We start from the raw sequence: 22,571 nt of genomic DNA, 5'->3' as shown, positions 1-22,571 counted from the left end.
AGGAGTTCGATTGAAAAATAACCAACGATTACCAAAAGATAAAATTATATCATTTCTGCCTGACGGTGATTTTTATCGCAAACGCGCAATGCAAGCGATGCAGCGCGAACAGTTTTCTGACGCGGAAAAATATTATAAGCGTGCGCTGGATCTGAATCCCGACGATGCACTGACTCATATGGAGTATGGCGTGTTCATCATGGAAGTCGGACGATTCGAGGATGCGTATGAGCTGCTGCAGACCGCAGATGATCTGGATCCGGACAATGAAGAAACGACCTTCTATTTAGCGGAAGTTCACGCGCATCTTGGTTTGCTGCGTGAAGCGAAACAATATGCCCTGAAGTATGTGGAAATGGCACCGGACGGCCTGTTCGTGGAAGAAGCACACGAGATCTCAGAATTTGCCGATCAGGAAGAGATGTTCCTTGAAGAAGGGGAACAGCTAGACGGTGAAGTGCTGTTCGTACAAGAGAAAGCACGCCGAATGATGGAGCAGGGCGACTTTAAGGAAGCAATTGCTGTGCTGGAGAAATTATTGCTGGACTATCCAAAAACCTGGGCCGTTCACAACAATCTGGCACTTGCGTATTTCTATATCGGCGAAGAACAGCATGCAGAAGATATTCTGTATGATGTGCTGCGCGAAGAAAAAGGGAATATCCATGCGCTGTGCAATTTGGCGGTATTCTTTTATTACCGTAAAGATCATGAACGCCTGAAGCGTATGATGAATCTTTTATCCAAAATAAAGCCGTATCAATTCGAACAGCGCTATAAACTGGGCGCTACGTTTGCGCTGATCGGCCGTTATGAAGAAGCATATCATTGGCTGCGCAGTCTGCAAAAACGCGGTTTTGAAGGCGATATCGGCTATTATTTTTGGCTGGCGAATGCTGCCTATTTTACAGGAAACCGTAAAATAGCAGAGCAGGCATACGAAAAGCTTCTGGAGATGGATCCCACGAAAGAGGGCTTTGAGCCGTGGAGATCAGCCGATGCTGCACTCGATTCAGATTCCTTTGAAGAGAATGTACCGTTTCTGATTGAAAAGATATCCAATCCATACCGCAGTGAGAGAATGTTCGGTTTATATTTGGTGGGAAAGTCCTCGCATTTGCAGGAGATACTCTCACATCCCGGCTATATTAACGTGGAAGAATTGAGCGCGGCGGAGCAGCTGTTTCTGGCACACAGTCTGGAGTATTCATTCAAAGCGGAAGATGCTTTTGAGAAAGCGCTGCAAAAAGCCCTGGCAATTTGCGATTTGCTTTATGAACAATATAAACCGCTTGATGAGCAAGGAGTGCAGCTGTTTCAGATGTGGTTCACATTATGTGAAAACGCACTGGAAAAGCAATATGCGTTCAGCAACGTTCAGGCGATTGCGGCGGCTGCAGATTATATGTTCCAGGCTTCGCACGATGAAAGTGTGACAAAGAAGTCTCTTGCAGAACAATATCAAGTATCAGTTTCAACGCTTTCTAAGTATGTGAAGGAATTGTTGCAGTTTCTGCCTTATACAGAGGAGTAAATCGGAAACAGATGTTGCATTTAAGTTGAAAATGACCGGGAATTCTCGTACGATTTTAAGTAGTGATATGCTTTGCAGCAAGCGGAACGAAGCCTGTAGTGAAAGAACAAAATACAGGTATATATATTGAAGGAGGAATAACTGCAATGACAACAGAAGATAAAATCTATGACGTAATTATTGTAGGGGCAGGGCCTGCCGGAATGACAGCGGCTGTGTATACAGCACGCGGAAATATGTCTACTTTGATGCTGGAAAGAGGCATGCCGGGCGGTCAAATGGCTAATACCGAAGAAATCGAGAACTATCCGGGATTTGAAAGTATTCTCGGTCCGGATATCTCAACGAAAATGTTTGAACATGCGAAGCGATTCGGGGCAGAATATGCTTACGGTGACGTAACGAAAATTGAAGACGGCCGTGAATTCAAGACCATTTACGTAGGCGAGAAAACTTATAAAGCGCGCGCTATCATTTTATCAACAGGCGCGGACTACCGAAAGATCGGTGTTCCGGGTGAGGAAGAATTGACAGGCCGCGGCGTAAGTTATTGTGCAGTATGTGACGGTGCGTTCTTCCGCAATAAAGATATCGTCGTAATTGGCGGAGGAGACTCTGCAGTTGAAGAAGGTTCATACTTGACGCGGTTTGCCAATAAAGTAACGATCATTCACCGCCGTGATGAATTGCGTGCGCAAAAAATCGTTCAGGAGCGTGCATTCGCGAACGAAAAGATCGACTTTATCTGGAACTCTACAGTAAAGCAAGTGAATGAAAAAGACGGCAAGATCGGTTCCGTCACTCTTGTGTCAACAGAAGATGGTTCAGAGCGTGAGTTCGAGACAGAAGGAATGTTCGTCTATATCGGACTGGATCCATTGACAGAGCCATTTAAAGATCTGGGCATCTTGGATGAGAACGGCTATATCGAGACGAATGAAATCATGGAAACGAAAATCCCGGGCATCTATGCGGCGGGTGACGTTCGTGAAAAATTGCTGCGTCAAGTAGTTACGGCAACCGGAGACGGCAGTATCGCGGCACAGGCAGCTCAGAAGTATATTGAAGAGCTGATGGATGAGGTTGAGGCTAAAGCATAATCAGGTAATGAATTCGTAATCTGTATGTAATATGCTGGAAATATAAAGCGGGGATAATAAGTAGAAGTAACACCCCCCCTTTTCATAATATAGCAACTTTGTGGCTGTTTACGGTATAAACTTCCGTAAACAGCCCCCTTTTTTTGTCGTTTTGGAAGAAACCATTGTATACTATACATACATACTTGAAAAGTGGGGAACTACATATGCAAAAAATTGCTAATTTACTCGTGGTGAAAGATGGTCATGTCCTTTTGCTGAAGAAACCGAGACGTGGCTGGTATGTGGCGCCGGGCGGTAAAATAGACGAAGGTGAATCTGTCTATGAAGCGGCTCAGCGTGAGTTTGCAGAAGAAACAGGTGCACAGGCTGCGGCGCCTCATCTTAAAGGTGTATATACGATGATGATCATGGATGATGAAGGAAAAGAACTGCTTAACGAATGGCTGCTCTTTACGTTTATTGCGCATGATTACTCTGGTGAACTGCTGGAGACAACCGTTGAAGGGGAATTGGAATGGCATCCGTTGGAAAGTTTGCATACATTACCTATGGCGGAAGGAGACCGCATGAATTTGCTCTTTGCGGTCAGTCAGAAAGGTATGCAGTATGGGACGTTCTATTATACAGAGCAATTTCGCTTGTTGCGTGAATCGCTCCAACAATCAATGGAAGGTGAATAAATTTTATGGATCAGCAGCAAAGTGTAAATGAGTATGAAGTCGTAATTATTACAGGTATGTCGGGTGCGGGAAAAACGGTGGCCATGCAGTGCTTTGAAGACATGGGCTTTTATTGCATCGATAATCTGCCGCCTGAACTGTTTGTGACATTCCTGGATTTGATGATGAAATCCGATAACCAAATGAGACGTATTGCCGCTGTAATGGATACACGCGGAGGAAGCTTGTTTGATTCATTGATTACAGCGCTCGAAGGCTTATTTAAGATGGAGGACGTCAAGACAAGTCTGCTGTTCCTGGATTCAAATGATGAAACGCTTGTAAAACGTTATAAAGAAACACGCAGATCACATCCGTTATCTGAAGGCGGTGTGCTGCTCGAAGGAATACGCAAGGAACGCATTTTGCTGACGGAGCTGAAAGGACTTTCCCGGTCGATCATCGACACGTCCCATTTAAAACCGAAGCAGTTGCGCGAAAAGATTATCAGCGAATTCTCTGAAGCCGGTGAACCGAACTTTACATTGAATTTTGTGTCGTTCGGATTTAAGCACGGTATGCCAATTGACGCGGATGTCGTGTTTGATGTGCGATTTTTACCAAACCCGTTTTATTTGGAGGAGCTGCGTCCGTTGACAGGACTGAATTCCGAAGTATCCGAGTATGTGCTGAAATGGGCGGATACGAAAGAGCTGATTGAGAAGTTAACGGATTTATTCAAATTTTTGATACCGCAGTATAAGCAGGAAGGAAAGGGCCAGGCAGTAATCGCATTCGGCTGTACAGGCGGCCAGCACCGTTCCGTGACGCTTGCTGAATATTTCACAGGTGTCTTCAAGGATGAGTACCCGACACGTGTCTCGCATCGGGATGTTGAAAAAAGAAAGGGTTGACATTACTATGCAATCCACTACTATGAAAAGAGTCGTCGTATTTGGCGGCGGTACCGGGCTTTCCAATATTGTACGGGGATTAAAACGTCATCCGATTCACGTGACAGCCATTGTCACTGTGGCGGATGACGGAGGAAGTTCAGGCCGTTTATTCGACCAGTACCAAGTCCCGCCGCCTGGAGACGTCCGTCAGGTTATGGCAGCGCTTTCAGATGTAGAGCCGCTGATCGAGAAGATGTTCCAGTACCGCTTTGACGGTTCGGATGGCTTGAAAGGACATTCTCTCGGAAATTTAATGCTGACAGCCCTGACGACTATCACCGGCGATTTTGCCCGTGCGGTAGAGCAGATGGGTCTTGTGCTGAATATTAAAGGAAAAGTATTGCCTGCTGCAAATCAGCGGATAACCTTGCATGCGGAGCTTGAAGATGGTTCAATAATTACAGGAGAATCAAAAATTCCTCTCTACGGAAGGAAAATCCGTAAAGTCTTCATTACACCGCAAGATGTTAAACCATTACCTGAAACAGCAGAAACTATAAAAAATGCAGATTTAATCGTTTTTGGACCAGGAAGCTTGTATACTAGTACTTTGCCCACACTTTTAGTCGAGGACATCCGGGACGCGGTGATGGAAAGTGCAGCGAAAAAGGTCTATGTCGGTAATTTAACTACACAACGTGGAGAAACGTACCGCTATACCGCTTCTGAGCACGTGCAGGCGCTCTATGACCACGCGGGAGAACCGTTTCTTGATGCAGTGCTTGTAAATAACGCAGAGGCGTTCAGACGCACGCATAACCTCAATGAAAAAGATGAGCCATGGCTCGTGGAAAACGATTTGGATAAGCTGCAGGCATTGGTGCCGGAAGTATTTGTGCAGGAGATTGCTACCATCATTGATGGAACGGTCATGCACAAAACAACGGATGTATCGGAAATGCTGATGAGCTATATAGAGAGAACGTAGAAGGCGGATAGATATGAAGATCGCCGAAAAGGGGGAATATCATGTCTTTTGCATCCAAAACGAAGAAAGAGCTGACGCAGATCGAAGCGGATGACTGCTGCACGAAAGCTGAAATCGCTGCATTCATCCGCATGAACGGTGTTATGTCTTTTTCCAATAAACAATTGAGCCTTGACGTTCAGACAGAAAATGCAGCAATTGCGCGCCGGCTGTACTCGAACGTGAAAGCATTGTATCCGTATAAAGTGGAATTGCTTGTACGCAAAAAAATGCGTCTGAAAAAGAATAACGTCTATATTTGCCGAATCCGAGAAGGGGCAAAGAATTTATTAGAAGAGTTATCCATCATGACGCATGACTTTCAAATGATCAATAAAATCGATACGCAGTTAATTGAAAAAGATTGCTGTGCACGCGCATACTTACGGGGAGCTTTTCTGGCAGGAGGTTCCGTGAATAATCCGGAGACTTCCTCCTATCACTTGGAAATCTTCTCCAGCTACCAGGAACACAGTCAATCGCTTGTCGAGTTAATGAATCGCTACCACCTGAATGCAAAGTCCATAGAACGAAAAAAAGGATTTATTGCATACTTGAAGGAAGCGGAAAAGATCTCCGATTTTCTTGGCATTATCGGCGCCCATGTATCCCTCATGAAGTTCGAGGACGTACGAATCATGCGCGATATGCGAAACAGTGTAAATCGGCTGGTGAACTGTGAAACCGCCAATCTGAATAAAACAATTGGCGCTGCGCAGAGACAAGTGGAAAATATTAAACTGATTGAGCAGACGATCGGTTTGGATCAACTACCGGAAAGACTGCAGGAAATCGCCCGCTTGCGCGTAGCATATCAAGACGTGACGTTAAAAGAGCTGGGTGAGCTGGTCACCGGCACGCCGGTCAGCAAGTCCGGAGTGAATCATCGTTTGCGTAAGATTGAAGAAATCGCAGAACGGCTGCGTGGAAACTAATAGTAGATCCTTCTATAGAAGAGGAAGAAAAGGAGCACACAATATGGTAGAAAAAACAGTTAAAGTAGGTATTAAACCCGGTTTACAGGCTAGACAGGCAGCATTGTTTGTACAGGAAGCGAATAAGTACACAGCGGATATTTACTTGAAGAAGGATAATCGCCAGGTGAATGCGAAGAGCATCATGGGAATTATGAGTTTAGCGATTGCCAAGGGTACGGAGATTACGTTGAGTACGGATGGTATTGATGAGGATTTGGCGCTTCAGAATTTGGCGGAGTTAGTGGAAAGTGAGCAGTGAGGATAAGTTTGGGTATGGGTGACGATGACCTTGTGAGGTTTCGTCATCTTTTTTTGTGGTTTTCCGTAGCTGGGGGGAACGCGATGAGCGAACCAGGTCAGGCTGATCCTCCCTGAGTCGCCGCCTTCCGCTGCTTTTCACTTGTGCTGGTTATTGGAGTAATGAGTGCTGTACCGTGATTTGTAAAATAGTCAGGCCAGCCGCTCATTAATCTGGATAAGCGATCATAGTAACTTTGCGAGCGCTCTTTGTGTACTGGTAACCGCTCATAACTTCTTGTCCAGCGCTCAATTGGGCTTTGCAAGCGCTCATACTGGTTGGTTATCCGCTCAATCGGCCTTGCGTTCTTTCGTATTCTTACGTTTTCAAGTGAGTTAAAGCGGAAAAGGGGAAGCATCGTTTCACTGCGTTCCAGGCGGACGCGTTCAGGAGGGCCCGCGGTAAGCCACCCAGGTCGCTGACGCTTCTTTTGGTTGTCTTACCTGTCGGGCTGATCCTCCCTGAGTCGCCGCCTTCCACTCCGTTTCACTTGTGCTGGTTATTGGAGTAATGAGTGCTGTACCGTGATTTGTAAAATAGTCAGGCCAGCCGCTCATTAATCTGGATAAGCGATCATAGTAACTTTGCGAGCGCTCTTTGTGTACTGGTAACCGCTCATAACTTCTTGTCCAGCGCTCAATTGGGCTTTGCAAGCGCTCATACTGGTTGGTTATCCGCTCATTCACCCTTGCTTTCTTTCGTATTCTTACGTTTTCAAGTGAGTTAAAGCGGAAAGGGAGATGCAACGTTTCACTGCGTTCCAGGCGGACGCGTTCAGGAGGGCCCGCGGTAAGCCACCCAGGTCGCTAACGCTTCCTTTGGTTGTCTTACCTGTCAGGCTGATCCTCCCTGAGTCGCCGCCTTCCACTCCGATCAACTGGTGTCATATTCTAAAGTCAGAATGCAGATGCTTCTGTTAAACCCGAGACTATATTGGTTATGCATTGTTCGTTTAGGAACAACAAAAAAGGCTGCCGCAGCAAGCCGTTTGATGGTTTGCTGGACAACCTTTTGATGGTGTTATTTCTTCAGTTCGTTGCGTTCGAGAACGTGGTCGATTAGTCCGTATTCTTTTGCGCGTTCGGCAGTCATGAAGTTGTCGCGGTCTGTGTCTTTTGCGATAACGTCAATTGGCTGGCCTGTGCGGTCTGCCAAGATTTGGTTTAGTTTTTCACGAAGGTGCAGGATGCGTTTTGCTGCGATTTCGATTTCAGTTGCCTGACCTTGTGCGCCGCCCAATGGCTGGTGAATCATTACTTCAGCGTTTGGCAATGCGTAGCGCTTGCCTTCTGTACCGGCTGTCAGTAAAAATGCACCCATAGATGCTGCCATACCTACACAGATTGTTCGGATGTCAGGTTTAATATACTGCATTGTATCGTAGATAGCCATACCTGCTGTGATGCTTCCGCCCGGGCTGTTGATGTAGATGGAGATGTCTTTCTCCGGATCTTCAGCTTCGAGGAATAGCAGCTGTGCAACGATGGAGTTTGCCACGTTATCGTCAATGCCGCTGCCTAACATGATAATACGGTCTTTCAATAGGCGAGAATAAATGTCATACGCCCGTTCACCGCGGTTTGTTTGTTCAATAACTGTAGGAATTAGATTCAATGAGACTTCCTCCTTTAATGACTTCATAATATTCGTTCGGTTGAAATCCATTTGAATTTCAACTATAATTGTATTTTACCTATTAAGGTCAACAAAGGTCAAATCATTTGCCTTGAAAATACACATTGCATTTGATTATATTCTGCGGTATAATGGAAGATGTCTCTTAGGGAATTAAATAATTTATTCTCTTGCAGAGTCATCATGGCTAAAGTTTTATCATACATGTTTAGTCCTCGTGGTGCAATGGATAGCACGTAAGCCTCCGAAGCTTAAAATGTGGGTTCGACTCCCGCCGAGGGCATCAAGGTTTAATCTAATCAGCGGCTGTCTGCAGTGATCTTTACAGATTCTGCGGGCAGCCGCTGATTTTTTATTTAATGAAGCATAGGGAGAACGCAACTCTTGGGAGCTTACCCATGAGTTGTGTTCTTTTATTTTTCTTCATTTTCATTATAAATTCACTACTGCGGAAAAAAGGACGGTTATTGATACATTGGGGGATTATTCTAAGTGGAATGGTAAAAAGGAAAAAACTCTGTCTTTTCACCTATATAAAAATAAATTTTAGACGAATTACTGTCGAAAAAAGAATGGTGTAAACGCTGTCACGAAAGCGTTTGTTGTTATTATCCATAGTTTTACAAATAAAGAAATCGCCGAAAACAGTTTGAACTCAAATTTTAACTATGGTAGTCTATCAACTAAGTAAAAAAGAATTTGATGAAAAAATCAAGGAGGAGAATTATGAAGAAATCGGCGATCGGTGTTTTGGCGGTGATGATGCTTTTATTACTGGCAGCTTGCGGTAATGGGGATTCAGATTCTGCAAGTGATAAAAGTGGAAGTAAGTTGGATAATTTGAAGGAGAAGGGCGTTGTCAAAGTCGGCTTTGCCAATGAGAAACCGTATGCGTATGAAGAGGATGGCGAATTGCAGGGGGCAGCGGTAGCTATTGCCAAAGCGGTCTTTGAAAACTTGGGAGTGGACGAAGTAGACGGTCAGCTGTCTGATTTCGGCCAATTGATCCCGGGCTTGGGAGCAGGGAAATTCGATGTCATTACAGCGGGTATGGCGATTACGCCGGATCGTTGTTCAAGTGTGTCATTTGGTGAACCGGAAATTACGTATGGTGAAGGCCTGATTGTAGAAAAAGGCAATCCGATGAATTTGAAGAGTTATAAAGATATTGCTGCGAACCCGGATATCAAAGTAGCAGTTATGAGCGGTGCAACAGAAAAAGATTTCATGATTCGTGAAGGGGTAGCAGAAGACCAGATTATGATGGTTCCGGATATTCCCGCGTCATTCTCCGCAGTCGAATCAGGGCGTGCAGCGGTGACAACCGGTACAGAAATGACGATTAAGATGGCTTTAGAATCAGCCAATAATGAAAAACTTGAATTTGTTACGGATTTTGAACAACCAGATATTGAAGGGGTACCAAGTTATGGTGCAGCTGCATTCTTGAACAATGATGATGAATTACGCGAAGCATATAACGAAGAACTGCAAAAATTGAAAGACAGTGGTGAAATTGCGGCACTGATCGAGCCTTTCGGTTTTACTGAGGAAATGAATATTGTAGATAGCGATATTACGACAGAAAGTGTATGTAACGGCGACAATTACTAAGAGTATAACCGGGTCATGCCCAACAGCGGCATGACTTTTTTCACGCAAAATGATGTAAATACAATTAAAACAACTATAATGGAGTGGTTTTTGTGAGTTCCTTACCCGATATTTTTTCCGCTGTCGCACAAGGGTTAGGCATTACGCTGCAAGTGCTGATACTGTCGATTATTTGTGCAAGTATTATCGCATTCGTTGCAGGTCTGTCGCGTGTCAATACGAATCCTCTCGTGAGCGGATTCACAGGTTTTTTTGTAGAAATTTTTCGGGGAACTTCACTGATTGTACAGCTGTTTTGGTTCTCCTACGCGCTGCCGGGATTATTTAATATCCACCTGGGAAGCGATGTATGGGTAGCAGTGCTGGCGATCTCTCTGAACTACGGAGCATACATGTCTGAAATTGTGCGCGGATCGATACAGGCAGTGGCGGCAGGACAGACGGAAGCATCTATTGCTTTGAATCTGTCAAAATTTCAGCGTATGCGCCATATTATCCTTCCTCAAGCACTGCGCATGATGCTTCCTGAATACGGCAATTACTTAATTCAAATATTAAAAGCAACATCATTGGTATCGTTAATCGGACTGACCGATTTACTGTACTACGGGAATATTTACAGAAGTACGCATTTGTCGGAATCTCCGCTTGTGTACGTCCTTCTTCTCGTGATGTACTTTATTATTGCGTTGCCATTGATTTTCTTCACGAGAAAAATGGAAATCGTATCGAAGAAAGGAGTGGCTAGCTGATGACTTGGAGTTGGGACGTATTTTTTTCCGTTATTCCACTGATTTTTAAAGGGCTATGGATTACACTCGGTTTGACGCTGGCTTGCTATTTATTCGCTGCGGTCTTTGGCTTTGTCTGGGTATTTTTGAACCGCCTGCCTTGGCGTCCGGTGCGCTGGCTGTTTGGCTGGATAGCGGAATTTATCCGGTCGACACCGCCGCTTGTACAGTTATTTTTCATTTACTATGCATGGCCGATGATGCCTGTCGTGGGGGTATCCCTTAATCCATTCGTGGCTGCTATTTTAGGGCTTGGCATTCATTTCAGCACGTATATGTCTGAAGTGTATCGTTCAGGAATTGAGTCTGTTGATAAAGGCCAGTGGGAAGCATCGACTGCACTGAACCTGTCGACACGCCAGAAATGGACGAAGATTATTCTGCCGCAGGCGATTCCTCCGACCATCCCGATGCTCGGAAATTACTTGATCATCATGTTCAAAGAAGTGCCGTTAGCTTCGACAATCGGTGTGGTAGCTATGCTTCACATCGCCAATGACTACGGTGCACAATATTACAAATACGTAGAGCCGTTAACGGTAGTGGCATTGTTCTTCCTATTGCTGAGCTACCCGTCTGCGTTATTAATCAATAAATTAGAGAAGAAATATAATCGTCGGTTCGACAAAAAAACGTTAGCGTAAGCAATTGAGAAGAAGGAGAGGATCAGATCGTGGAACCGATTGTACAATATAAAGACGTACACAAATCATTCGGAAAAACGGAAGTCTTGAAAGGGATTGACCTGGATATCAGGCCGTCTGAAAAAGTGGCGCTGATCGGGCCGAGTGGTTCCGGAAAGACGACGATCATCCGGATGCTGATGACACTCGAAGAGCCTACATCAGGTGCCATCGAAGTGAATGGAAAAAATTTGTGGATGATGCAGAAGAAAGGCGAATGGGTGACGGCAGATGAAAAGCATTTGCGTTCTATCCGCGGCGATATCGGAATGGTATTCCAGCATTTCAATCTGTTCCCGCATATGACGATTCTTGAAAACTGTATGCTGGCTCCTGTCATCGTCAAGAATGAAAGTAAAGCAAAAGTGAAGGAGACCGCAGTCGAAATGCTGGAGAAAGTCGGTCTCGGGGATAAAATCGGGCTGTTCCCTGCACAGCTGTCAGGCGGTCAGAAGCAGCGTGTCGCAATGGCGCGTGCATTGATGATGAGGCCGCAAGTCATGCTGTTTGACGAGGTCACATCCGCACTGGATCCCGAACTTGTCGGGGAAGTGCTGGAAGTGATTCGTGATCTGGCAAAAGAAGGCGAGATGGCAATGATTCTTGTGACACATGAGATGGACTTCGCGCTCGATATTGCGGATCGTGTTGTGTTCTTGAATGAAGGCGTGATTGAGGAAGAGGGGCCGCCGTCTGAAATTTTGCTGAATCCCCATAGCGAACGCTTGCAGGACTTTTTGGGACGCTTTACGAATAATCGATGAGAGAATAACAAGAGGATGTCCTTTGTAATACTGACGGGTTTGACAGAGGGGGTGGAAAGCGGCAATACCTGCGAATAAGTATATGTACTATATATGAATTAATAATGAAAATAGCAAAAAACGCGCAGACTTGTTATGTCTGTGCGTTTTATATTGACCGTAAGCAGTAATATATATCTACTGTAAATCGCACCCGTTTATAGGACAAACGTTATTGATAGGTACCAGGTTCGTCTATAACGATACTCCCCGATACATTAAGCTTATCCCAGATCCATGCTTTATAAATTCGATTTATTTCAATTTCTAATTCTTTTTCATCCAAGCTTTCATCAATCTCTAATTCGTCAAACGTAAATGTCTCCTTGGCCTCAGTACCTGCAAATGCACTGCTGGTAAATGAAAAGGTTATTGTTTTGACCAGATCGCTCAACTCCCACTAATCATTTCTTTATCTGAATTTGCCCTCTAGCGGCCTAACCCTTATTTTAGGATCGCGCCCGATTGATTACTAGTTCTTTTTTAACACAAAACCTCTCTCCTAAAATTATATCGTTATTTTCAACTTATTTATAGACTGTTTTTTTATTTTTTGGGCATTATACTTATATATCAATCTCAAAAATATAGGGGGTATAAGAATGGAAGACAAAAAAGATGTATTAGATAAAGGTCCTTTTTTTCACGGTACTAAAGCGGAACTAAACATTGGTGATTTATTAGAACCGCAGCACTTATCAAATTACCAAGATAAAAAAGCTAACTATATATACTTTACCGCAACACTAGAAGCTGCCAAATGGGGGGCTGAATTAGCAAGAGGTAAGGCAAATGAAAAAATTTATATTGTAGAACCACTAGGTGAATTTGAAAATGACCCGAATGTAACTGACAAAAGATTTCCGGGAAATCCGACACGCTCGTATAGGTCAAAGTCTCCTTTGAAAATAGTAGCTGAATTAGGTTTATGGGAAAGACATTCCAACGAGGAAATAAATAATATGCTGGAGTCTTTGAAGAAGTTAACTGAAGAAGGTAAAAATGTGATTTACGATTAATCCTTAAAAGACTCCCATATAAGTGGGAGTCCGCAATTTTTCGATCAAGTTATTTTGAATCCGGCTCTTTAATAGCGTAATCGTTATTCAATAATTGCGCCCAGTTAGTCAGATAGTAGTTTGGAACCGTTGATCTGCGCTGCAGCCGGACTTAGTGTACATAAGACAGTTTGATAGCCCTCTGCAAGTAGTGAAAGCCGAGTAGACTTGTCTGATACAATGCGTCCGTTTTTGAAGTTAGAAAGCGGTAATTTTTTAGCTACTATAACTATTTCGATGAACTGAATGGAGAAAAAAATCGCTTTGTTGTCCATTCAGTCAGGCAATTCATAGCTCCACCCACACCGCGCAGATAGAGTCACTTACCATACTCCAATTTCTGGACGAACACTGACTGACCTGCGGACACAAACTCAAGGATTCTCCCGGAAGAACCGGCGACTCCTGGAGGATCAGGGTGACAGGCGTAATCGCCAACGCAATTCTGGCGAGTCCGCCGCGCCCCCTCAGGAAAGCGTCCGGTTCTGCAGGGAGAATCCTAAACCATACACTATCTTTACAACGACTTGTCAAGAGCATCTCATTTCCAATAACCAATTTCTTTGGATAGTCTACAAGCTTGTTATTTTCTGTATGTTTGACCATCTGGCCCAATTATTTAATAAGCCGTCCTCACGTCAATACCAGCCTGCCATATTACAGTACTGTCAGCCACCACCATAACCCGGTCAGTGTAATTAATAACGTCGGCACGGTGAGGATGACTCCTACTTTGAAATAATAGCCCCAAGAAATCCGCACACCTTTTAAAGACAGCACGTGGAGCCACAGCAGTGTGGCGAGTGAGCCGATTGGTGTCATCTTTGGACCGAGGTCTGAGCCGATGATGTTGGCGTAAATTAAAGCCTCCCGTACATCAGGCGGAACCGCAGCATCCTGTATCGCCAGCGCGTCAATCATGACGGTCGGCATATTATTCATGATGGAAGATAGAATGGCCGCGATGAAGCCCATGCCGATCGTAGCTGCATACAGTCCGTGACTCGATGTCCACTCGATTAATCCGGTCAGAGCGGATGTCAGCCCAGCGTTGCGCAGCCCGTACACCACTACATACATTCCAATCGAGAAAAACACGACAGCCCACGGTGCGCCTTTGATTACTGTTTTGGTTTGCACTGCATCGCTTGTCCGCGCAATCAGCAAAAATACAATCGCAACGGATCCCGCGATGAATGAAACGGGCAGCGCAAGCGATTCACTGATGAAATAGCCGGTCAGCAGGACACCGAGCACAACCCAGGAAATCCGGAACATGCGATGATCGCGAATGGCGCTGGCAGGCTCCTGCAATAATTCTTCATCAAATCGCTTTGGGATAGACTTGCGGAAATAAATATACAGCACAAGAATACTTGCGCCAAGACTGAAGAAGTTCGGTATGATCATCCGGCTCGCGTATTCTGCGAAACCAATGCCGAAAAAGTCTGCAGATACGATGTTCACCAGATTACTGACGACGAGCGGAAGGGAGGTCGTATCCGCAATAAAGCCTGATGCCATAACGAAAGGCAGAATCATCTTTTCTTTAAAATCGAGCGCACGCACCATGGCGAGCACAATCGGCGTCAGAATCAGAGCTGCACCGTCGTTCGCAAATAAAGCCGATACACCTGCGCCGAGCAAGATGACAAGCAGAAACATCCGCACGCCGCTCCCTTTGGCAAAACGCGCCATATGTAAGGCAGACCATTCGAAAAATCCGATCTCATCCAAAATTAATGAAATGATAATGAGGGCAACAAATGTCAATGTGGCATTCCATACAATCGATGTCACATCGATTACATCCGTGAAGCTGACGACGCCTGCGAGCAACGCAAGAATCGCCCCGGCAATTGCGGACCAGCCGATTGATAATCCGCGCGGCTGCCAAATAACGAACACCAGAGTCAGGAGGAAGATGATGAAAGCGAGTATTATTTGCATGCGTTTTCCTCCCGGCTCTCTTCAGCTGCAGGCACCGGCAGCAGCTTCAGTAATTCCAGCAGCAGACCATGGTGGGCGTGGTGCGTATTCAGCGACCAGTATACCCAGCGTCCGCGCCGTTCATCGTGCACAACACCGTCTTTCTTCAGTCTGTGCATATGCTGACTGACTGCCGGCTGCGAGACATCAAGCAGCAAGTTCAAGTCGCAAATGCATAACGGCCCCCGTTCAAGAGCCTTCAGCAGCTGCAATCTGGATTTGTCGCCAATAGTTTTTAAATAGCGTTCCATCTGTTCAGAATTCATAGAACTCTCCTTTATTAAGTAATATAATTATTATATAAGTGAAGACTTATATACACAATGGCTTTTTCAAATAAAAAAGGAAAGCCGCAGGGGAGTGCGGCTTTCCTTTTTGTTCAGCTGGTTGACTGAAGTGTTTATCGTTCTTTGCTTAATTCGTCATGGATTAGGTTCATGTTGTAGGTCAAATACTTCACATACGTATCGACCTCGTCACCAGGATTACCGATTTCATCAGAGTAGATCGGCTTTTCCGCAATCGGAACACCAGTCTCTGCAGAAACAGTTTCCATTGGACGGGTGTCCACGTTGGATTCTACGAACAAGACAGGAACTTTATGTTCTTTAATGTAATGAATGAGTTCTTTAATCTGCTTAGGTGAACCGTTCTCTTCTGTGTCAATTTCCCAGATGAATGCTTCTTTTAGGCCGTAATGGTCATTCAAGTATTGGAAAGCACGTTCACTGGTAACGAGCACACGGTTTTCTTCTGGTACAGTTGCGATACGTTCGGCGAATTCATCGTCAAGTTCCTGCAGACGCTGAACATAGGTATCGCCTTGCTCTCGGATTTTGTCGGCGTTCGCCGGGTGTTTTTCAATCAAAGCGTCGCGCATAGCTTCGGCCATTTTCACACCGACAGCCGGATCGATAAATGCGTGCGGATTGATTTCTTCCTCTCGGCCGTCTTCACTGCCGAGATACATCGGTTCAACTTCTTCTGTCAAACTGTAGATGTTTTCATCTTTCTGGCCGACGGAGTCCATCATTTTGAAGAACCATCCTTTTTCTCCGCCTTCCAAGTTCAGTCCGTTATAGAATAATACGTCAGCGTCAGTCGCTGCTTTGATATCATTCGGCAATGGCTCATATTCGTGAGGGTCTGTTCCAGTCGGCACCAAATTGTAGACCTCTACATAGTCTCCGCCGATTTCACGTGCCATGTCCGCAATGATAGTAAACGATGTAACGACCTTCAGTTTGTCGCCAGCCTCTGCTGCCTTGTCTCCGTCATCCGCACCTTCTGTCTTTTTGCCTTCATCATCATTGCCGCACGCTGCCAGCATAAAGACAGCGAGCAAAGACAATGTCAGCCATTTTGCTAAATTTTTCATGTTATGAATACTACTCCTTTGTGGATAATGAATGTATATTTCCGCCGTGGCGGTTAATTCTGTAGGTAACTTATCTGGCAATTGCCTTGCGTTTAGATTTTGAACGAAACTTGCTGACAATGACCCCTTGCTTAGGGGAGAACAGAAATGCCAGAATGAAAATCGCTGTCGTTGCCAATGCAATAACAGGCCCTGACGGCATATTGTACAAGAAACTGAAATACAGTCCGATGATAGAAGATACCGCACCGAAACATGCGGCGAGCACCACCATGACCGATAAGCGGTTCGTTAACAGGTAGGCGGTGGAAGCTGGTGTAATCAATAAAGAGACAACCAAAATAACACCGACCGTCTGTAATGAAGCGACTGTAACTAAAGTCAGTAAAAACATAATGGCATAGTGAATCAAACGCGTCTTCAAGCCGTAAGCTGCCGCCATCGTTTCATCAAAACTGGAAACGAGAAGCTCTTTAAAGAATAGAACGACAACCAAGATGACGATGGCTCCTATAATTAATGTCACCCACATATCGGAACTGCGGACAGACAATACGTTACCGAATAAAATTTGCGTTAAGTCCGTGGCACTTTTTGCCCGTGTAATTAAAATAATTCCAAGTGCGAATGCTGCGGAAAAGACGATTCCGATAGAGGAGTCATTTTTGATGCGGCTGTTTTGAGAAATCGCGCCAATACCGAATGCTGTCAGCACACCTGTCAGTACCGCACCATAGAAATAGTTAATGCCGAGCATATAGGAAATAGCCACACCCGGAAGCACCGCATGGGAAATTGCGTCTCCCATTAAAGCCATGCCGCGAAGTACGATGAAACTGCCGATGACTCCGCAAATGATACCGACCATAACCGACGTAATCAGAGCTTTCTGCAGAAAACCGTACGTCATGATGTCTTGAATAAATTCCATTACGGTGTGACCCCCAAACCATCAAGCATAAATTCCCGGTTGTATGCTTTCGTCATATTATCTGACTGGAATACCTCGTTGACAGGGCCGGCGTCGATCAGCTCTTTGTTGATAAGAATCAGTCCATCAAAGTAACTTTTCACTTTGGATAAGTCATGGTGAACGACGAAAATAATTTTGCCGGCAGCCTGCAGTTCGCGCAGAATCCCGATGATAATTTCTTCACTGGAAACGTCGATCCCTACAAATGGTTCATCCAGGAAAAAGTAATCGGCATTTTGAGCCAGTGCGCGCGCAAGGAATACACGCTGCTGCTGCCCGCCGGATAATTCACCGATTTGGCGGTTCGCGAAATTTTCCATGCCTACCTGTTTCAGACATTCCATTGCCCATTCCTTATCCGCTTTGCGCGGACGTCTGAATAAACCTGTCTTCGGATACGTCCCAAGCAACACCGTGTCTTTTACGATGATAGGGAAGTTCCAGTCGATATTGGAACGCTGCGGAACGTATGCGATCTGTTTACGCATAGAATCGACCGGCTTACTGCCGATTTTCACATCTCCGTGATCTTTATGGATTAAGCCGAGCATCGCCTTCATTAAAGTCGATTTGCCGGCGCCGTTTGGACCGAGCACTCCGATCAGGCTGCCGGGACCGAATGAAAACGATACGTCTTTTACTACTTCATCGCCGTCATATGAAACGGAAATATTGTTAACCGTTATCGGTGAAATCATCAGGTTTCCTCCTTTTTTCTTTCCCTCGTGCAACTTTATGGTAAAAGGAAAATAGTATTTATCTTACATATTAATCAGTATAGTTTTTTAATGTTAGTGTAAATATAAAACATTAGTTTCCCTCACGCAACTTTATTAGTATAGCTCACTCAAAATAATCTGTAAAGCATGGAATGAAAAATATTCTTAAAGACGGATTGGCTGGGTTTTTTCGGTTGAGGAATCATATTATTCGTATAGTATGCTTATATATAGGAAGTGAACTGGTTGATCACCCACCTGTTTCCAAAAACTCTGTATGGAATATATCCTTGCCGGAAGTTTGGCGAGTGAAAGAAGAAGGGTAAGTACATACTAATGAGAGAGAAAGGAGCAGTGGTCCATGAAGAGAATAGCAGGCCCGCTTATAGGAGTTATCGTGTTAGTGGTCATTGCGGCGATAATGATCGTTCCTTCGTACAATAAGTTAGTCAATTTGGAAGAGGACGTCGATCAGTCGTATGCGCAGATCGAAACGCAATTACAGCGAAGAGTGGACTTAATTCCAAACTTAGTAAATACAGTGAAAGGGTACGCCTCACATGAGAAAGAAGTGCTGGAGAACATTGCAGAAGCCCGCAGCAAGATGGCAGGTGCGAAAGGCCCTGAAGAACAGGCAGCCGCAGACTCCGAGCTTTCAGGCGCATTGAGCAGGCTGCTCGTCGTTGTCGAGAACTATCCGGATTTAAAAGCCAATCAGAACTTCCAGCAGTTAATGGATGAACTCGCGGGAACGGAAAACCGCATCGCAGTTGCGCGAAAAGATTATAATGACGTAGTTTCCGTTTTCAATCGGAAAGTCAAACGATTCCCGGGAAAAATTATCGCTTCTATCTTTGGATTTGACGAAAAAGAATACTTCAAAGCGGTCGAAGGGGCGCAACAACCGCCATCAGTCGATTTCGGGGATGACGTGAAGTGATTAACCGCTTCTGCATGTTCATTATCGCAGCGCTGGTTGCCCTTACCGGTACTGCGACAGTTCATGCGATTACAGAAGTAGTAGTAGATGACGCGGAAATTTTATCACCCGCACAGGAAGCAGAAATACGCGAGTACGGTATCCGTCTGCAGGCAGCAACCAAGGCAGAACTCGCTGTCCGTACAGTATATTCATTGGAAGGCGAGCCTGTTGAAGAGTACGCACTTCGCACGCTGCGTGAATTGCAGTTAGGCGATAAAGACATGGATAATGGCGCGCTGCTGGTCGTCTCGACTGAAAAAGACGAGGCAGCCGGCATCAAGCGCGAATTCTATCTCGCTACCGGCTACGGACTCGAAGGCGCGCTTCCCGACGGCAAGGTGGGACGATTCATAGACGAACTGGCCATGCCTTATCTTCGCGATGAGCAGCCGGATCTCGCGATTATGGAAGTCTATAAAGCCTTCTATAATGAAATCGCAGCAGAGTACGGGCTTGAAGGCGATGAATTGCCGGTCACGTACCCTGAGCAAGGCGGCGAAGACATAGGCACTCCATCATTCTTCGTCATTATCGTTATTCTCTACATTCTCTTCCGCATCTTTTTCGGCGGGGGAGGAAGAGGCGGCCGCGGCGGTCCGGGCGGCCGGTCAGGCGGCGGACCTATATTCTTCCCAGGCCCCGGCGGCGGTGGTTTTGGCGGCGGAAGCAGCGGTGGAGGAGGTTTTGGCGGCTTCGGCGGCGGCGGATCCGGCGGTGGCGGCGGCGCAGGCAGAAGCTGGTAATAGTTTGATGTGCGTGAAGCGGCGATGACTCGAGTTGGTGAGTTGTCGCCGCTTTTTTTGGTTGGGTTGGCGCGGCCTCAACAACCGATTGAGCGCTTCTCTAGAAATTAGCCCAATTCCGTGTAATGATAATAAAAATGAGGTGAATGACTTATGCAAATTCAGTTTTATACACGGCCGGGCTGTGAGCTGTGTGACGAAGCGGAACGGATGCTGCGGCTGGTCGCGGAGGATTATCCGCTTGAGTGGCAAACTATCAATATAGAAGAAGATGACGAAATCCATGAAAAATACATGTTGATGATCCCAGTCATTGAACAGGATGGGCAGGTATTGGCATATGGAAATATTGGCTATATAGATATTTTGGAATTAATTGAGCATTGAAAGCGCTTTCTTTATTGCGTTTTAATCTTGTGCATGCTATACTTCGTGTATAGTATTTTTTTACCCTAGGTGGGACGATAATATACAACAGGGATCAAAAACAACCCACTTGAAAAGAGTGATGTAATTGAACGTATCATTTACTGAAGCACAACTTGCACTTGTACCGGAACTTCCGCTGCTGATTGAGCAACGGTACCATATGTTGAAACTGATCAAAGCATCCGGGCCTGTCGGAAGAAGAACATTGAGTTCCATGTCAGGGTATTCTGAGCGGGAAACACGGACAATGCTTGAACTGCTGAAAGATCAGGGATTGGTGCACATCGCAAAAGAAGGCGTGTCCGCTACAGAAAAAGGTATAGAAGTGCTCTTTGTTTTACATGATACGATGGAGGAAAAGTCGGGCAGACGGCAGCTTGCCAATAAGCTGTCAGAGCAGCTGGCGATCCGAAACGTATTTGTAGTCGAAGGTGATGCAGATCATTCCGCTTTAACAAAGAAATTACTTGGCATGCAAACCGCCAAGCAGTTTAGTGCCCATGTAAAAGACGTTAAGATTGTCGCAGTAACCGGCGGCAGTTCGGTGGCTGCAGTTCCTCCATTCATGCCGACAGAAGAGCTGAAAGATGTGCTGTTCATCGCGGCAAGAGGCGGCGTAGGAGAAGAACTGGGCTTGCAGGCAAATGTAATTGCGGCTTCATTCGCAGAAACTTGCGATGCATCATATAAAGCGTTTTATTATCCTGACACACTCAGCGAAGAAGCGCATGCGGTATTCCAGCATGAGCCGGCCGCAAAAGAGATGCTGGATTTGTACAGCCAAACGGATTGCGTCATTCACGGAGTTGGAGATGCAGCGAAAATGGCCTTATTGCGAAACTCTCCTGAAGATGAACAGCAGATTCTTGCGGATCAGCAGGCAAAAGGAGAAGCATTCGGATTTTATTTCAATCAGCAAGGCGAAATTGTTCACAGAATCCGCACAGTCGGCATTCAGATGGAACAATTGCAGAACGTACCGTTAGTGTTTGCGGTAGCTGGCGGAGCGAGCAAAGCGGAAGCACTGCTGTCGTATTTGGCGAGTGCACCGTCTCATACAATTTTAGTAACTGATGAAGGGGCAGCAGAAAAAATGCTGTCATTGATCAAGAGGATGTAATGCCCGAAAGGCAAAAAGATAATAACCACTTTAATGGAGGCGATTCAGATGACAGTAAAACTGGCGATTAATGGATTTGGACGAATTGGACGATTGGTGCTGCGTGAAGCATTTGCAAGTGAGGATATGGAAGTAGTGGCAATCAATGATTTGACGGACGCAGCGATGCTTGCTCATTTATTGAAATATGATTCCGTGCATGGTGTGTTTGACGCGGAGGTTCAATCAGATGAATCTTCCCTCATTGTTAATGGGAAAAAGATTAGCGTATTCGCGGAAAAAGATCCTGCTGATTTACCATGGAAAGACCTCGGTGTAGATATCGTAGTCGATTGTACAGGTGTCTTCCGTTCGACAGATGCATTGCAGAAGCACATCGATGCGGGCGCGAAGAAAGTGATCCTGTCTGCTCCGGCGAAAGGTGAAATGACGACGCTTGTGATGGGTGTAAATGAAGGAACGTACGATGCGGCGACTGATCACATCGTATCGAATGCTTCATGTACGACAAACTGTCTGGCGCCAGTCGTGAAAGTACTAAATGATACATTCGGCGTGAAGCGCGGTATGATGACGACGATTCACTCGTATACAAATGATCAGCGCATTCTGGATCTTCCGCACTCCGACTACAGACGTGCGCGTGCTGCAGGCGTGTCGATGATTCCGACATCTACAGGTGCGGCATCAGCGGTAACAAAAGTTATACCTGAGCTACAAGGCAAATTGGACGGAATGGCTGTGCGTGTACCGACACCAAACGTTTCACTTGTTGACTTCGTAGCAGAATTGGATAAAGAAGTATCTGTAGAAGATGTAAACGGCGCGCTGAAGAAAGCTTCAGAAGGCGAATTGAAAGATCTTCTGTTCTTCAGTGAATTGCCGTTAGTATCTATTGACTACAATGGCAACACAGCCTCTTCCACAGTGGACGGTTTGTCAACAATGGTTATGGAAGGCAATATGGTGAAAGTGATTTCCTGGTACGACAATGAATCAGGATACTCCGCCCGCTGTATCGATTTAGCGCGTTATATGAGCGAACAAGGCCTATAATACGAGAATTCCATGGAAAGTGTTATAAATCGTAGCCATTCCCATGCGAACCGATTATAATGAAATAATGTGGGTGAGAGGAACGGAGAAACCCGTTCCTCTTT

General features: G+C 45.4%; 24 protein-coding genes and 1 tRNA gene. 18 read left to right on the top strand and 7 right to left on the bottom strand.

The features are described 5' to 3' along the window. The first annotated feature begins 10 nt into the window (after positions 1-10). From SporoP33_RS04910 to SporoP33_RS04880, 7 genes are all read left to right on the top strand, one after another. Entirely contained in the window at positions 11-1,534 is a 1,524-nt protein-coding gene (locus tag SporoP33_RS04910; protein WP_081242698.1) for a tetratricopeptide repeat protein, read from the top strand. Between the two features lie 146 nt (positions 1,535-1,680). After that, on the top strand, positions 1,681-2,634 hold the full coding sequence (gene trxB / locus SporoP33_RS04905; protein WP_081242697.1) for a thioredoxin-disulfide reductase: 954 nt from the start codon (positions 1,681-1,683) through the stop codon (positions 2,632-2,634). A 206-nt stretch (positions 2,635-2,840) separates the two neighbouring features. Further along, positions 2,841-3,317 carry an 8-oxo-dGTP diphosphatase gene (locus tag SporoP33_RS04900; RefSeq protein WP_081242696.1) on the top strand — a complete coding sequence of 159 codons (477 nt, stop codon included), beginning with the start codon at positions 2,841-2,843 and terminating at the stop codon, positions 3,315-3,317. Between the two features lie 5 nt (positions 3,318-3,322). Next, positions 3,323-4,210, top strand: coding sequence for an RNase adapter RapZ (gene rapZ / locus SporoP33_RS04895; protein WP_081242695.1), 888 nt, complete (start codon positions 3,323-3,325; stop codon positions 4,208-4,210). Continuing rightward, complete coding sequence (gene yvcK, locus SporoP33_RS04890; RefSeq protein ID WP_081242694.1) at positions 4,188-5,180, top strand: gluconeogenesis factor YvcK family protein; 993 nt, start codon at positions 4,188-4,190, stop codon at positions 5,178-5,180. Before rapZ ends, yvcK begins: the two co-directional genes overlap by 23 nt. A 41-nt stretch (positions 5,181-5,221) precedes the next feature. Further along, positions 5,222-6,154, top strand: a complete 933-nt coding sequence (whiA, locus tag SporoP33_RS04885; RefSeq protein ID WP_081242693.1) for a DNA-binding protein WhiA — start codon at positions 5,222-5,224, stop codon at positions 6,152-6,154. Positions 6,155-6,197: 43 nt separating this feature from the next. After that, positions 6,198-6,455 carry an HPr family phosphocarrier protein gene (locus SporoP33_RS04880; protein ID WP_081242692.1) on the top strand — a complete coding sequence of 86 codons (258 nt, stop codon included), beginning with the start codon at positions 6,198-6,200 and terminating at the stop codon, positions 6,453-6,455. Between the two features lie 1,059 nt (positions 6,456-7,514). Here SporoP33_RS04880 and clpP read toward each other — a convergent pair. After that, positions 7,515-8,108 (bottom strand): ATP-dependent Clp endopeptidase proteolytic subunit ClpP, encoded by a 594-nt coding sequence (gene clpP, locus SporoP33_RS04875; protein WP_081242691.1) that lies wholly within the window; start codon positions 8,106-8,108, stop codon positions 7,515-7,517. A gap of 232 nt (positions 8,109-8,340) precedes the next feature. Between clpP and SporoP33_RS04870 the strand changes: the two genes are divergently transcribed. The 5 genes from SporoP33_RS04870 to ehuA all read left to right on the top strand — a co-directional run bounded on the left by SporoP33_RS04870 (position 8,341) and on the right by ehuA (position 11,981). Then, positions 8,341-8,412, top strand: a tRNA-Arg gene (locus tag SporoP33_RS04870). 443 nt (positions 8,413-8,855) lie between these two features. Further along, positions 8,856-9,743: an ectoine/hydroxyectoine ABC transporter substrate-binding protein EhuB gene (ehuB, locus tag SporoP33_RS04865; protein ID WP_081242690.1), complete on the top strand. Its 888-nt coding sequence runs from the start codon at positions 8,856-8,858 to the stop codon at positions 9,741-9,743. A 92-nt stretch (positions 9,744-9,835) separates the two neighbouring features. Next, positions 9,836-10,495: an amino acid ABC transporter permease gene (locus SporoP33_RS04860; RefSeq protein WP_081242689.1), complete on the top strand. Its 660-nt coding sequence runs from the start codon at positions 9,836-9,838 to the stop codon at positions 10,493-10,495. Continuing rightward, positions 10,495-11,178 carry an ectoine/hydroxyectoine ABC transporter permease subunit EhuD gene (ehuD, locus tag SporoP33_RS04855; RefSeq protein WP_081242688.1) on the top strand — a complete coding sequence of 228 codons (684 nt, stop codon included), beginning with the start codon at positions 10,495-10,497 and terminating at the stop codon, positions 11,176-11,178. The genes SporoP33_RS04860 and ehuD overlap by 1 nt, the downstream gene beginning before the upstream one ends. 26 nt (positions 11,179-11,204) lie before the next feature. Continuing rightward, on the top strand, positions 11,205-11,981 hold the full coding sequence (gene ehuA / locus SporoP33_RS04850; RefSeq protein WP_081242687.1) for an ectoine/hydroxyectoine ABC transporter ATP-binding protein EhuA: 777 nt from the start codon (positions 11,205-11,207) through the stop codon (positions 11,979-11,981). 211 nt (positions 11,982-12,192) lie between these two features. On the opposite strand, the gene SporoP33_RS04845 is transcribed toward ehuA, so the two are convergent. Further along, positions 12,193-12,414 (bottom strand): hypothetical protein, encoded by a 222-nt coding sequence (locus SporoP33_RS04845; protein WP_231293303.1) that lies wholly within the window; start codon positions 12,412-12,414, stop codon positions 12,193-12,195. A 208-nt stretch (positions 12,415-12,622) separates the two neighbouring features. Here SporoP33_RS04845 and arr point away from each other — a divergent pair, with 208 nt between their 5' ends. Beyond that, positions 12,623-13,039 (top strand): NAD(+)--rifampin ADP-ribosyltransferase, encoded by a 417-nt coding sequence (gene arr / locus SporoP33_RS04840; protein ID WP_081242686.1) that lies wholly within the window; start codon positions 12,623-12,625, stop codon positions 13,037-13,039. 696 nt (positions 13,040-13,735) lie between these two features. On the opposite strand, the gene SporoP33_RS04830 is transcribed toward arr, so the two are convergent. The 5 genes from SporoP33_RS04830 to SporoP33_RS04810 form a co-directional block, all read right to left on the bottom strand. Then, positions 13,736-15,028, bottom strand: coding sequence for an arsenic transporter (locus tag SporoP33_RS04830; RefSeq protein ID WP_081242684.1), 1,293 nt, complete (start codon positions 15,026-15,028; stop codon positions 13,736-13,738). Further along, complete coding sequence (locus tag SporoP33_RS04825) at positions 15,019-15,333, bottom strand: ArsR/SmtB family transcription factor (protein WP_081242683.1); 315 nt, start codon at positions 15,331-15,333, stop codon at positions 15,019-15,021. The genes SporoP33_RS04830 and SporoP33_RS04825 overlap by 10 nt, the downstream gene beginning before the upstream one ends. Positions 15,334-15,467: 134 nt before the next feature. Next, the gene (locus SporoP33_RS04820) at positions 15,468-16,445 is read right to left on the bottom strand and encodes a metal ABC transporter solute-binding protein, Zn/Mn family (protein ID WP_196796859.1); all 978 of its coding nucleotides are present in this window, start codon (positions 16,443-16,445) and stop codon (positions 15,468-15,470) included. Positions 16,446-16,515: 70 nt separating this feature from the next. Next, a complete protein-coding gene (locus SporoP33_RS04815; protein WP_081242682.1) occupies positions 16,516-17,376 on the bottom strand; it encodes a metal ABC transporter permease in 861 nt (286 codons plus the stop codon). Then, on the bottom strand, positions 17,376-18,116 hold the full coding sequence (locus SporoP33_RS04810; RefSeq protein ID WP_081242681.1) for a metal ABC transporter ATP-binding protein: 741 nt from the start codon (positions 18,114-18,116) through the stop codon (positions 17,376-17,378). Before SporoP33_RS04810 ends, SporoP33_RS04815 begins: the two co-directional genes overlap by 1 nt. A gap of 382 nt (positions 18,117-18,498) precedes the next feature. On the opposite strand from SporoP33_RS04810, the gene SporoP33_RS04805 reads away from it, so the two are divergent. The 5 genes from SporoP33_RS04805 (at position 18,499) to gap (ending at position 22,467) form a co-directional block, all read left to right on the top strand. After that, complete coding sequence (locus SporoP33_RS04805) at positions 18,499-19,077, top strand: LemA family protein (protein WP_081242680.1); 579 nt, start codon at positions 18,499-18,501, stop codon at positions 19,075-19,077. Further along, positions 19,074-19,862 carry a TPM domain-containing protein gene (locus SporoP33_RS04800; protein ID WP_081242679.1) on the top strand — a complete coding sequence of 263 codons (789 nt, stop codon included), beginning with the start codon at positions 19,074-19,076 and terminating at the stop codon, positions 19,860-19,862. Before SporoP33_RS04805 ends, SporoP33_RS04800 begins: the two co-directional genes overlap by 4 nt. A 153-nt stretch (positions 19,863-20,015) precedes the next feature. Then, a complete protein-coding gene (locus tag SporoP33_RS04795; RefSeq protein ID WP_081242678.1) occupies positions 20,016-20,249 on the top strand; it encodes a glutaredoxin family protein in 234 nt (77 codons plus the stop codon). Between the two features lie 127 nt (positions 20,250-20,376). After that, positions 20,377-21,411, top strand: a complete 1,035-nt coding sequence (locus tag SporoP33_RS04790; protein ID WP_081242677.1) for a sugar-binding transcriptional regulator — start codon at positions 20,377-20,379, stop codon at positions 21,409-21,411. 48 nt (positions 21,412-21,459) lie between these two features. After that, on the top strand, positions 21,460-22,467 hold the full coding sequence (gene gap, locus SporoP33_RS04785; RefSeq protein WP_081242676.1) for a type I glyceraldehyde-3-phosphate dehydrogenase: 1,008 nt from the start codon (positions 21,460-21,462) through the stop codon (positions 22,465-22,467). Positions 22,468-22,571: the final 104 nt, after the last annotated feature.

Source organism: Sporosarcina sp. P33 (genome assembly GCF_002077155.1).
Lineage (GTDB): Bacteria > Bacillota > Bacilli > Bacillales_A > Planococcaceae > Sporosarcina.
This window is presented reverse-complemented; position numbering and strand designations above follow the sequence as displayed.